Consider the following 12,505-nt stretch of genomic DNA (forward strand, 5'->3'; position numbering starts at 1 on the left):
GCGCCGTGTCACCGCTCGATCTCCCCGACGCCGCGCGCGTTGGCGGCCGTGGCCAGTTCATGCAACTCGTAGATCAGATCGAGCGCCTCGCGCGCGCGTAGCTCGTTCGGATCGATGCCTTTGAGGCGCTCCAGTGCCGGGTGCTCGACGAGTGCGCCGCTATTTGTCCGCGTATCGCTGAAGTCGTCGGGCGCGTCTTCGGCATAGGCGGGGGCGGCGAACAAATCCAGTTGCGGCGTGGCCCGCGTGACCGACTGTTGTTCGAGATGCGCCAGGTGCTTGCGCGCGGCGCGGATCACCGCCGGCGGCACGCCCGCTAGCTGCGCGACCTGGAGCCCATAGCTTTGGCTGGCGGGACCCTCGTCGACCGCGTGCAGGAACACGATTCCATGCCCATGCTCGACGGCCGACAAGTGCACGTTGGCCGCTTGCGCGAATTCGGCCGGCAACTGGGTCAACTCGAAGTAGTGCGTCGCAAAAAGCGTATAGCAACCGTTGGCGGAAAGCAGGTGCCGCGCGATGGCCCATGCGAGCGCAAGGCCGTCGAAGGTCGAGGTGCCGCGGCCGATCTCATCCATCAGCACGAGGCTTCGCTCTGTCGCGTCGTTCAGAATCGCGGCCGCCTCCGTCATCTCCACCATGAAGGTGGAGCGGCCGCCGGCGAGATCGTCCGCGGCGCCGATGCGCGTGAAGATTCGATCGATCGGGCCGAAGCAAGCACGCTGCGCCGGCACGTAACTGCCGACGTAGGCCATCAACGCGATCAATGCGGTTTGCCGCATGAACGTCGACTTACCGCCCATGTTCGGGCCGGTGATCAAAAGCAGCTTGCGTTGAGCGTTCAAACGGCAATCGTTGGCGACGAACTGTTCTACTTGCGCCTCCACCACGGGATGGCGTCCTTGCTCGATTTCGATGCCGCCGTCATCGGTGAAGTCGGGCGCGACCCAATTGAGCGTTTGCGCGCGCTCGGCGAACGCCGCGAGAACGTCCAATTCGGCCAAAGCGGCCGCCACGCGCTGGCAGTCTTCGATGAACGGCAGCAACGCTTGCAGCACGGCGTCGTACAGAGCCCGTTCGCGGGCGAGCGCGCGCTCTTGCGCCGATAGCGCCTTGTCTTCGAACGCCTTCAGTTCGGGCGTGATATAGCGCTCGGCGTTCTTCAACGTTTGCCGGCGCCGGTAGTCGTCAGGGACCTTATCCGTTTGGCCGCGCGTGACCTCGATGTAAAAACCGTGGACCTTGTTGTACTCGACGCGCAGATTGTTGATACCCGTGCGCGTGCGCTCGCGCGCTTCGAGATCGATCAAGAATTGCCCGCAGTTCTCCGAGATATCGCGCAGCTCGTCGAGGTCCGCGTCGTAGCCGCGTGCGATGACGCCGCCGTCGCGCACCATCGCGGCGGGCTCCTCGGCAATCGCGCGCGTGAGGAGATCGACGCAACCGGCCGGTGGTTCGAGGCCCGCCCCGATGCGTTCGAGCGCCGGCGTGCCTGCCGCCATCGCGATGGCGAGTTCGCGCAAGGCGGGCAACGTCTTGAAGGTATCGCGCAGGCTCGACAAGTCGCGCGGCCGCGCCGAGAGCAGCGCCAGCCGGCCGGTGATCCGTTCGACGTCCGCGATCTTACGCAGGGCGCCGCGCAGCATGTCGAGGCTTGCGCCGTGCGGCGCATCGAGCAGCGCGCCGATCGCTTGCTGGCGCGCTTGCGCGATCACGGACGCGCGCGGCGGATGGTGCAGCCAGTGACGCAATAGGCGGCTACCCATCGTCGAGCAACAGGTGTCGAGCAGCGAGCACAGCGTCGGCGATTCGCCGCCACGCAATGTTTCCGTGAGTTCGAGGTTGCGGCGCGTGGCGGGATCGAGACCGATGTATTCGGTCTCGGTTTCCACCTTCAGACTGCGCACGTGACGCAATTGTTGGCCCTGTGTCGAGGCCGCGTAAAGCAGGACCGCGCCCGCTGCGCCGCACGCGCTCGTGAGCCCTTCGGCGCCGAAGCCGTCGAGGCTTGCAACGTTCAGTTGATCGCACAGCCGTTGCACGCCCGATGCGACGTCGAAGTGCCAAGCGGGTACGCGCGTGAGGATCCCGCTGGCCACACCCGGTATTGCCTCGCTGGCGCCGTCGGCCACGAGCACTTCGGCCGGACGAATGCGCTCGAGCGCGGCGCCGGCTTCGCCGGGGGCGACTTCCGCCAGCCGCAGCGCGCCGCTCGCGAGATTGAGCCAAGCGAGACCGATCGCCGTCACGACGCCGCGCTTGTTATGCGTGGGGCAAGCAGCGAGCAGATAGACGTCGCTTTTGTCGGAGAGCAACGCGGCATCGGTCAGCGTGCCCGGCGTGACGATGCGCACGACCTTGCGCTCGACGGGCCCTTTCGATGTGGCCGGATCGCCGATCTGTTCGCAGATCGCGACCGACTCGCCGAACTTGACGAGCTTGGCGAGGTACTGCTCGACGGCGTGATAGGGCACGCCCGCCATTTTGATCGGATTGCCCGCCGAGGCGCCGCGCTGCGTGAGCGTGAGATCGAGCAGGCGCGCGGCTTTCTCGGCGTCCTCGAAGAAGAGCTCGTAGAAGTCGCCCATGCGGAAGAACAGCAGCGTGCCGGGGTGATCGGCTTTGATGCGCAGGTACTGCTGCATGTAAGGCGTGTGCTTCGCAAGGGCCTGGTCAGACACGGCTTCGATGCTGGATTCTGTTTTCATTCAATGAGTTGCTGAAAAACGTGTTCGGACATTTGCAGACATTCGCTCCCATTTTTCGCCATGTTCCCCGCTGTCAAGGGGGAACGAACGGGGACCTTTAGCGGCCATTCGTTGACTATACTTCGAGCACAGTCCCCCGGCCATAAGCCGAACGGCCAAAGCCATATAAGGAAAGGGATTGGCGGCAATCCGCCAGTCCCCTTGCTCGTGGCTTTTCATACATTCGAAGCGAACAGCAACCGTGAAAGCAGACCTGAACTTGGCGCTAGTAAAGCGTCTGAAACTCGGCGAAAGGCCGGTCGGCGTCAACTCGAAGGGCGCCTTGGTGTTCGAAGCGAACGTCGAAAACAAGCCCTACATTCTATGGGATTCGAACCGGGATGCGCCGCCTGGATTTGGGGTCCGCCTCGAACAAGCGATTCTGAGCCGCGCTCCGAACGTCTACAATGCCCTCAAACCGATCGACTGGCCGCCGCTTCCGGCGCCAGAACCGCACGTGTACGCGCCTCCAAAGCCGCGCTCCGGCCGTCCGCCGAAAGCGAGCAACGCGACGGCCGATTGAGGGGCGGGCGCCAGCTCCGACGGGATTGGCATGTGAAGAGGTGACCGCCTGCGCAACGAAATCAATGGGGAGAGGGTCATGCCGTTTATTGACGCGGCGTTGAAAACGTATGAGATCCTGGCAGCGGTTCACATGCTGCCTGACCAGGCGGCGCTCACGACCACAGAGGCCGCTCTCTTTTTGCGCCTGTCGCCGAAGAGCTTGGAGCGAATGAGGTCGAAGGAAGCGGCGCGCCGTATGTTCAAGCAGGCGGCAGGGGCGCGCGCGGTGGGAACCAGAAATGCCTTTACCTGAAGAGTTCGCTGTTGGCATGGCAGCAAGCCAACCAAATTTCGAACGTGATGGAAGCAGCGGTCAGGAAGGGCCAAGCGTTCAAGACGATCTTCGACCTTGTTGCCGACGCTCCGTTCTACCTCGATGCGAATGGACGGGTTGCTGGCGCCGCCGAGGACACTTCGTTGAGCGTGGTCATTGAGCGACTGGGTTCGGACGTGTGGAGTTTGCTTTGGCTGCCTGTGGTCGAGGCGGGACGAGAATGGGCGGACTTGGCAGCGCACCAGAACCTTGCTCGGGAGCTAGACCGTTCTGGCTGTGGCAGAACGGAAGATCGCGGCGGCATTAGAGGCGAGCGGCATTGGCTCCGCGATCGGGGGCGACATTGATGGTCAGGCTTCCGTGCAAATCAACACAGTCGAATCAAAAATACCAAGCGATCCCGATGATGCCGACGCTCCGCATCGGACTCTTAAGCCGCCAAAGCCGCGCTACCCACGCAAGCGAGCCAAGATCACGCGGCTCTAACTGTCGGCTAGCGTTGTCGTGTGGGCAGACGGCGCCACCAACCTTGCTTGCCATCGACGGTGATATGCCATCAAAGCAAATGGCGCATGGGGCGAAGGTCGTGCATGAAGGTATCGTTCTTCCACTCGCTGTCCATGGCCGTCGAACGAAAAATGAATGCGTTGCTGGCGTCGTCCGAAGTATCGATCAGTTGGCGCAGCAGGCCGAAATTTTCGGCCTGCGTCTCCCTCCACGAGTTCTTCCGTTTCACGAGTTCAGGGAGCGGGTGATCTTCCACAAAGCCTTGATATTTTCCCAGGAATCCGGTTACCACGTCAGCGATTTGAATGCCCGGTTCGCTTTTCGAATCGGCGAAGCGGAAGCTGATTTCTCGATCCCCGTCTTTGAACGTCGTATCGTTCAGGCTTTTTTCAACCTGGATTTCGCGGTCGAAGATATGGATGGCATTTTTGAAGAGCACTACGGGGCGCGTGTAAAAGGTGTGAAATCCATCGATCAGCATGCTCTCCTCGTTGTCGACGAGGCAGGCTAGCTCAGGAAGCGACGCAGATCTTCCGATCAAGGTCTTCAGCATGAGTGCGGACAGATTGTCGTTCTCGGGGCTGCGCGCATCCAGGAAGACGCTGATATCGGTGATGAAGTCGGCTGTTCTTTCCGGCTGGATGTCGGGATAGCAATGTCGCTTTAACAGGGCCAAGAACGAAGGCTTGTCGAGATTGGCAAGCCGGTAGATCTCGTTCTTCAAAGCCTGATGGTGCGGGTGGTAGCTTCCGAATCCGTCTTCCGACAAGATCGCGTCGATGATATCGACGATCGCCCAATAGATGATGTTGATGCTGGAATAGTGAATCATGATCCCTTGGTCGATGATCCAAGACAGGACAGACTGCAACTTTTTCGACGCGAGAACTTGCTCGAAATCGCCCTTAGCTACATGGGCAAACTTGATCTCGGGGGCGTTGTCCTGCATTCGCAACTTGGCGCGCAGGGGCTCCAGGTCGGGAAAGACGCGCCCTTCCTCGAGGACGATGCCGCCGAGCACAAAATTCTTGTGCTCGGAAATGTTGGTGCCGTCGTCCGTCAAATAGAGCTTTCGAATGTTGTTTGTCTCGTCATAGTAGAACGTGAACTTGTCGTCGGCCCGCCGAAGTTGAAAAGCGCCGATCATGATTTCCCGCATGGCGTTCACATCAAATTCCATGATGCGTATCTCCTGATTCGCCGCCGTGGGCGTTGCCGCAATGAGGTCTCGTGCCTGGTGGCGTCCGGTCGATCGACGAGCTCAACCTATGTGCATGATACAAGCGGAACTTGCGGCCAGGATCGATCGAAAATCTATTGTCGGCGCATTGCATTGCTGATACGCTGAACCAATTCCCAGTTTGCTCACGAGGGAATCGGTGGGCGCATTTCCCAGAGCCAGACGCTTGGTTTTGAAGTGGCGTAGTCACCTTATCAGACAGGTTGCCGTCTTCGCGAACGGTCGTTGAGATTCTACGCAGCGATAAGAACAAAAAGCGCGTTCGGCCACAACCTTTACAACGACGAATGGCCACAAGTTTTGTGACCGTTCTGGCCATATCAAGTCGGTCGACCGCGGGCGGAGCATAGCCCTCGGTCGCGATATCAATGCAATGTGCGGCGCGCCCATCGGTCGTCTTGGCGAACAGGCGAGCGGCTGAGGGCTTGATCTGCAAGCACGCGCATCAATCAAATGTTTTTGGTTCCGAGCGGGGCGGGTGCGCGTTGTCGGTGCTCTGGTCCGTTATGTCTATTTTTTGGAGTGACTTGCCATGCGTGTTGATTTGACCGACGTATGCGACGCCGTTAGCAAATACTGTCTTGCTGTCTGGCGTCAACTACAACCGCCGCCGGCAAAGGTAATTGTCGCTGGACAGTCTTGCTGTGCGAGAGCGCCCGCGTGACGGCGATAGGTGCGACGAACTTTTGGATGCCCTGAGGCAGTGCTTCCAGGGGTTCTTTTTTGAGGGTGATACGAGCGAGGTTGATGTGGAGAACGTGAGGTTCGCAAACGCGAACTCGGACCTTGGGCTGGTGAATGATCGGTGGAAGGTCGGAATCGATCTCCCTGATGAATCCGATCCCGATGGGGCGATGACGCGACATTGGTTCACGCCGAATGAGGAGGGCGACTCAAAATGCCGAAGAAATTTATAGATCCTACGCAGCGGATCACGGATGAACTCACGGCCTATCTTGGTCAGCGGTTTCCGGAGATGAAGGACGCGCAACTCCTTGTCGACTACTCTCACGACAAGGCGGGTGGCTATGGCGCGTATGTCCAATTTCTCGTTGGAACCCGAACGTGGTCGGCGGTCTGTGAATACCGCGAGGTCGGACGAACGCGCGAGTATCGCTGGCATTGCACTCGGGATTGGCGCGACTGAGATTAACATCTCGCAAATGGAGCGCAGTTGAGGCCGGCATGGTGCGAGGGAGGCGCCATGCCGAGCGTATGGATCACAGCTTGTAGTCTTTCATCATCCCAGCGACCAAGGTTTCCCCGCGGGCCAGGATGTGGTCCGTGCCCCATGTCTCCGCCGTCGCCAGAGACAGCGTTTCGCGGTTCAGTTTATACGGCAACTCGTTCAGCACCATCCCGTTCTTATAGCCGATGCGGGCTCGCTCGCCGGCCACCGTTATGGTCGTCATCTTTTGTTTGTCCGCGAACGGCGAATCGGAGAGGTTTGAGTTGTAGGCGGACAGTGTGAGATTGCCAAGCAGGTGAGCATGCTCGTCCTGTATCGTCGCCGCCTCGTCGGCGTTACCGTCAGCGAGCAATTGGACCCATGCGCGTTTGAGCGGTGTTCCTTGGGGGAGCACGTGCTCGATGGTCCAAACGTATCGTCCCTTTTCGTCGCGACGCCAGAGATCCACATATTGCTCGCGCGTCATCCGGGTTTCGGCGTAGCGGCACAGGAGATACCGCGCCATGCCGGGGTTGAACCAATACAAATGATCTTCAAGCGCGGCTTTTAGATCGTCGTCTGACGCCGGAGCGTCGCCACGGGCACCGTTCATCATCGCGCCGCGCACGAATTCATACGTGATCGGCTCTGGCACGCTCGCGGTTTCCGCTTCGCACTTCCCAATCAGATCAATGAATATCGCGTCCAGCCGGTTCGTCGCTGGCTGGTTCGTGAGGTTGCGGCGAACGAAGAAACGGGCGAGGAAGTCGATTATTTTGTCGACCTCTCCAACTGCGCATTTCTCTTTGGCCTCGCGATCGAGAAGGTAGAGCAAGAACTGATAGCTCGGGCGAGCGCCGGCACGCACCAGGTTGAGCAGTTTTTCGCGTCGAGCATCGGCGATATCCGCATTCTCCGGTTGTGTGATCGCACCATAGAAGGTCGCGCGATAGGCAAGGTCATCAAGAAGGCGCTGCGCGTCGATCTTGATGAGCTGCTCGAATATCTCAATGAGCTTGGATTTCGTTGCTCTGTTCGCCCCGGAGACCCGGCGGCCTGGTTCGAACTGGAACGCGTTGTAGAAGTGGCGCAGATAGGTTTCGTGCAAACTCGTATCGGGGCCGAGCTGCTCGGTCATGGCAGACCAAATTTCGAAGGCTTCGTCGATGGCTCCTTGGTTCTGCCGCTCCAACGTCGCCAACATGGCGTTCTTGATGATGTCCAGAGCTGAAAGCGGCACGCCACGATTGTTGATGGCCTCGAAGAGGCGGAAAGCGTCCGAGTGACTCGCGACATTGATGTGGATGAAGATGAGCGCGTTCACGCGACGCGTTAGCTGGCGCAGCGACGGCGCGTCGTCAGGAATGGCATCGGCGAAGAATCGAAGGCACTTGGCCAGTCGACGATTCCCCCAATTCCGGGGCTGCCGAAGGTCGAGCGCGGGCACGACGCCATAGTGGGCGAGAGCGTAAAGATAGTCCTCTCTATTCGCGTCTTGCGTAGAGGGAAGCAGTCGACAATAGTAATCCGTGCGGCCCCTGCGGCCGATGAAAAAATCGCTGGCCGCCGTCTGCGCCAGCGGCAGCAGAAGATCCTCTTTCTGATGGCGGCGCTCGCGAACGAGCTTTCTGCGGAGATCTGCGGCGGTGTCTCCCAGGTCCTTGAGATCCTCCTCGTCGAGATCGGATTCGTCTCCCTTCCCCGACTCCGCCGCAACAATGCCGTCGAGTTTCGCCCACAACACGGTCAGCAAGCACGACAACGTCGTGAGTCGTTGCTGGCCATCGACAAGCTCGAACAACCGCGGCTCGCCTGGGGCGCCTGAGCTTACGTCGATGCAGATCACGGAGCCCATGTAGTGGCCGTCCGATTCGTTCGCATCGTCGTTGACGTCGTCGATGAGCTGCTGCCAGTCGGCGGTGGCCCAGGAATACGGGCGTTGGTATTTCGGAATTCGATAGCTTTCCTGCGTGCCCTCGATGGTCAGAAGCCTGCTTAGTGGTTGTTTTGACGGTTCCATTTCTTCGTTATGCCCGGTCTCGCGTTGTTGATTGATTGCCACCCCGTTGCGCGCGTCGTAGGCGTCCTTGCCAAGCGCGCCAAATCGGCGCTCGCCACCACTGAAATTTAAACGACTGCGGGGCCTTTGGGGGAATAACGGCGCGCAAATTGCCATCTTGAATGGTCGCGACGCGACCTCCTTTCAATTGTCCTTCTGCGGAAGCAGGCGATGAAACGACGCGCCGGCATGTCCGTTATACGGGTAAATACGGTGGCGCATCGAGGCCGCCGCGTGAGTTAGCCGGACTATACTCGTCCGAAAAAAACGACGGGGGCCGACATGCTGATTGGAAAAATCGCGGAATGGGTATTTACCCAGTCGCCGTGGATGCGTGACGCTGCACGGCGGCTTTTCCTTAATGGTCGCATTAGCGATCAAGACTTCGATGATTTGCTCGCGCTGATCAAGTCGCAAGAGGGGATCGCCGATCCAGACGGTCGCGTGCCGCAACCGCTCACGCTGGACATGATTCCGACGCCTGGCACCCCTGAAAGCGCCGTCACTTTGCTTTCGCTGCGAAACTTAAGGGGCGTCAACGCCATCGCGCCCGATCAACGGATCGATTTCGCGCCCAACGGAATGACGGTCATTTACGGTGGAAACGGCGCGGGAAAATCCGGTTATTCGCGAGTGTTGCGCAAGGCGTGCCGTGCGAGGACCACTGGCGGCCCGATATTGGGCAACGTTTTTGTCGCCGGAGCGAGAATCGCCCCGAGCGCGGAAATCGATATTCGGCGGCCCGGCTCCGACGTAGCCGAAGCGATTTTATGGCGCCAAAATGAGCCGGCTCCACCCGAATTGGCCGCGGTCGCGGTGTTCGACTCTCATTGCGCGAAGGCTTTCACCGACGCGGAGGGGGACGTTGCATACACGCCTCGCGGACTGGATGTCCTAGCCGGACTCGCCGCGCTGTGCGGGCGCTTGAGATCTCGGCTCGAGTTCGAAGCCAACGCCATAAAGGCGTCCTCGATGTCGTTCGCCGACCTGCTCGGAGAACATGCTGCGGGGCGATTGCTTGCGCAATTCGAAAAGAAGTTCGCGACGGCGGCGTATCGTGACGAATTGAAGAACCTAGCTTCGCTGTCGGAGGCTGAATTGGCCGAGATCGAGCAACTGGCTGGGCACCTCGCAGAAGCGAATCCGGCCGCGCGCGCGGTCGAGATCCGGAGATTGAAGACGCGCGTCGAAGCTTTCGCGCTCCAGTGGGAAGAATGCGAAGCGGCGCTCTCTGATGAGAAATCGAGTGCTGCCCTAAAGCTCGGCTTAACGTCTCTGGATGCAGACGCAGCGGCGAAGCTGGCGGCGGAAGCTTTCGCCGCCCAAGGTGAAATGTTGTCCGGCACCGGCTCGGAGCCATGGCGGCAACTGCTGTCGGCCGCGCGTGATTTTTCTATGCAATTGGCGTATCCGGATCACCCGTTTCCGCATGTCGACGGCGCACAGTGCGTCTTGTGCCAGCAACGCCTAGATGGCGCAGCGGCTGAGAGGCTCCGTCAATTTGAACGCTTCGTGGAGCAGGAAGCGCAGAAGCAGGCAAACAAAGCGCGGCAAACGGCTGCCGCTGCGTTCAAGGCCATGGGGCGCGTTGACCCGTCGTTGCTTGTGACGGATAAGCCGCTTCTCGATGAGATCGAGGCGAACGGGACCGGCTTGCGGGATCGCTTGATTGGTGCGAGCGGCGGGCTCGTCGAGCGCAAACGAAGTTTGTTGGCGGCCGAGGTGGCGCGGGAGTTCAAGATCGAGCTCGCGCCGATCGATGCGGCGTCTGCAGACCTGCGCGCTCTCGCGACCCAGCTTAACCAGAGCGCAGAAGCGTTCGAAAAATTGGCCGAGGCGGACGCCAGGAAAAAGACCGAGCAGCGCGTTGCCGATCTTCGATCGCGACGAGCGCTCGGCGAACGCATCGACCAGGTCTTGCAGGTGGCGGAAGAATTGACGCTCAAAAAGGCACTGCTGTCAGCGCATCGAGCGGCGGACTCAGGCCCGGTGTCCAGAAGGATGCAGGTGCTGCACGCGGAGGCTTTGTCGGCCGAGACGGAGGCCGCGTTTGCTCGTGAGTGCGCTTTGCTCGGCGTTGCCCACGTCCCGATCCGCAGCACAACTCGGATGGAGCGCGGCAAGGCGAAGCAACAGGTGAAGCTCAACACGGCGGGCTCGGAGCGGGTGGGAGACGTGTTGAGCGAGGGCGAGTTGCGAGCGTTGGCGTTGGCGACGTTCATGGCGGAGGTGTCGATGGTGCCGGGGCATGGCGCGGTCATTTTTGACGATCCGATGTCGTCATTGGATCACTCGCGCCGAGAGCGGGTCGCCAAACGCCTCGTGTCAGAGGCTGGAACGCGCCAGGTCATCGTCTTCACGCACGACCTCGCATTCGCGAATCATCTGGCCGACGAGGCGGCCCGCCAATCGGTCGACGCCACTGCGATGAGCGTGCGTCGCCAAACGGATAGAGCGGGGGTGATATTTCCCGAGTTGCCGTTTGCGGGGCTGAAGGTTGTCGAGCGCCTTGAACGGATTAAGGCGATGGCCACGGAGGCTGACCGTGCCGCGAGCGCGGGTGAAATCGAGAAGAGCGAAACGATAGTCCGAACGGCTTATGGACGGCTGAGAGAGACGTGGGAGCGCGGAGTTGAAGAAAGCGTGCTCAACGAAACAGTCGTCCGGTTTCGCCCCGGGGTGTCAACCCAACGCTTGCGCGCTGTCGTCGTCGAAGACGCACACTACGAGACCATTCACGAAGCCATGGCGCGATGCTCGCACTTCTCCGCGCATGATACTTCCTCGGACGCGAACACTGCGACGCCGACGAGCGATGAGCTTCGGGCCGACATCGAGGTTGCGAGGAGCTTCTTCGCAGCGAGACGCAAGCTTAACGACGAAACCGACAGGCGCCGCCGAGAGACTATGGAGAGGTCGCCGGCATTCAAGCAACAGTGACTGCGATGCATCTAGGCGTGGATCGCGCCGCGACCCGACAAGTTGTCGCTGTTCCCGGTCATTGCGATAGGGCTGGGACATCCTCGAGCCCTGCGAGATAACGGCGAAACATGGAAATGTCTTCTCTTTTCGTTAAGAGGGCGGAGAGAGGAGCGAGATTGTCGACTGCCAGCAACGCCAGCCCCGCCTGAACAGAAGCCGTCGCTTTGTCCAATTGCAGATCGACGGTGCCGATCCATTTTGCCCATTGATTCAGCTTCGCATGCGAAAGCGTATCGATGTCGAGATCGGAAAACGCCTTGAGGTTCGTGTCCAGATCGATAACTAGAATTTCGCGGAGATCGTTTTCAGTCAGCAGGGCGTCCAGACGTGCGACACGGCCAGCGCTTTCCTGAATATAGTGCGGGCGAGGCAAGCGGCGGCCGGCCAGAGCATCCGCGCGCTCGGCTTCCTCCTTCGTCGCTTCGCGCTGCATCAGCACATCGTTGGAGCCAGTCTTGAGCAACTCGCGGACACGCCAAACTACCGCGTCGGGGCAGCCTTGATTCATGGTCACGAGAGGGCGCGACATTTTGTGAACCCAATCGGCCCCGCGAGCGCCGTTTTCGCCTTTGCGAATTCGTGCGATCGAGCGCGCGATCTCGTCCGTTTTGAACGAAAAGCGCCAGAGCCTTTCGCGGTTTTCCTTCGCCGCGATGTCCTTGTCGAACTGCCTGGACATGGTTTCAAAATCGACACCGAAATAGACGCGACCGCAATCCTTGCCGATATTTGTCAGCCGCCCGTCCTTCGTTGCCACGAGATAACCGCGGCCGTGCAACGTGCGGCAGCTCGACAGTCCGCATGGAATCTTGTCGGCAAAAACGTAGCTTCCAATGATCGCATCAAGCTCATGATCGACTGGGTTAAGTCGTCCGTCGAAGCCGGGCCGCGATTCAACGTCCCCCCAGTTTTCGACCCGAATGAGTTCCTTCTCGCCATTGATGGTAATCACGATGCCTCGCTG

7 protein-coding genes are annotated in these 12,505 nt (G+C 60.1%); 3 read left to right on the forward strand and 4 right to left on the reverse strand.

The features are described 5' to 3' along the window. Positions 1-8: 8 nt before the first annotated feature. Positions 9-2,708, reverse strand: a complete 2,700-nt coding sequence (gene mutS / locus DXT59_RS05670; RefSeq protein WP_116135950.1) for a DNA mismatch repair protein MutS — start codon at positions 2,706-2,708, stop codon at positions 9-11. Between the two features lie 178 nt (positions 2,709-2,886). Here mutS and DXT59_RS05675 point away from each other — a divergent pair, with 178 nt between their 5' ends. Both DXT59_RS05675 and DXT59_RS05680 read left to right on the forward strand, forming a co-directional pair. Then, positions 2,887-3,270, forward strand: coding sequence for a hypothetical protein (locus DXT59_RS05675; protein ID WP_162877960.1), 384 nt, complete (start codon positions 2,887-2,889; stop codon positions 3,268-3,270). 78 nt (positions 3,271-3,348) lie between these two features. Continuing rightward, positions 3,349-3,564: a hypothetical protein gene (locus DXT59_RS05680; RefSeq protein ID WP_116135952.1), complete on the forward strand. Its 216-nt coding sequence runs from the start codon at positions 3,349-3,351 to the stop codon at positions 3,562-3,564. A 577-nt stretch (positions 3,565-4,141) separates the two neighbouring features. Here the strand turns inward: DXT59_RS05680 and DXT59_RS05690 are convergent. Then, positions 4,142-5,272 (reverse strand): DUF3800 domain-containing protein, encoded by a 1,131-nt coding sequence (locus DXT59_RS05690; RefSeq protein ID WP_116135954.1) that lies wholly within the window; start codon positions 5,270-5,272, stop codon positions 4,142-4,144. Between the two features lie 1,280 nt (positions 5,273-6,552). After that, positions 6,553-8,676 (reverse strand): DUF262 domain-containing protein, encoded by a 2,124-nt coding sequence (locus tag DXT59_RS05705; RefSeq protein ID WP_116135957.1) that lies wholly within the window; start codon positions 8,674-8,676, stop codon positions 6,553-6,555. A gap of 165 nt (positions 8,677-8,841) precedes the next feature. Here DXT59_RS05705 and DXT59_RS05710 point away from each other — a divergent pair, with 165 nt between their 5' ends. Continuing rightward, positions 8,842-11,499 carry an AAA family ATPase gene (locus DXT59_RS05710; RefSeq protein ID WP_116135958.1) on the forward strand — a complete coding sequence of 886 codons (2,658 nt, stop codon included), beginning with the start codon at positions 8,842-8,844 and terminating at the stop codon, positions 11,497-11,499. 58 nt (positions 11,500-11,557) lie between these two features. On the opposite strand, the gene DXT59_RS05715 is transcribed toward DXT59_RS05710, so the two are convergent. Further along, positions 11,558-12,493, reverse strand: a complete 936-nt coding sequence (locus DXT59_RS05715; protein WP_116135959.1) for a hypothetical protein — start codon at positions 12,491-12,493, stop codon at positions 11,558-11,560. Positions 12,494-12,505 lie beyond the last annotated feature (12 nt).

This window comes from Trinickia diaoshuihuensis, assembly GCF_003390925.1.
In the GTDB taxonomy this organism is placed as follows: domain Bacteria; phylum Pseudomonadota; class Gammaproteobacteria; order Burkholderiales; family Burkholderiaceae; genus Trinickia; species Trinickia diaoshuihuensis.

What these genes read in the sequence shown, in the direction of transcription:
- mutS (WP_116135950.1), bottom strand. Translation starts at nt 2,708, where the DNA reads ATGAAAACAGAATCCAGCATCGAAGCCGTGTCTGACCAGGCCCTTGCG.
- DXT59_RS05680 (WP_116135952.1), top strand. Translation starts at nt 3,349, where the DNA reads ATGCCGTTTATTGACGCGGCGTTGAAAACGTATGAGATCCTGGCAGCG.
- DXT59_RS05690 (WP_116135954.1), bottom strand. Translation starts at nt 5,272, where the DNA reads ATGGAATTTGATGTGAACGCCATGCGGGAAATCATGATCGGCGCTTTT.
- DXT59_RS05705 (WP_116135957.1), bottom strand. Translation starts at nt 8,676, where the DNA reads ATGGCAATTTGCGCGCCGTTATTCCCCCAAAGGCCCCGCAGTCGTTTA.
- DXT59_RS05710 (WP_116135958.1), top strand. Translation starts at nt 8,842, where the DNA reads ATGCTGATTGGAAAAATCGCGGAATGGGTATTTACCCAGTCGCCGTGG.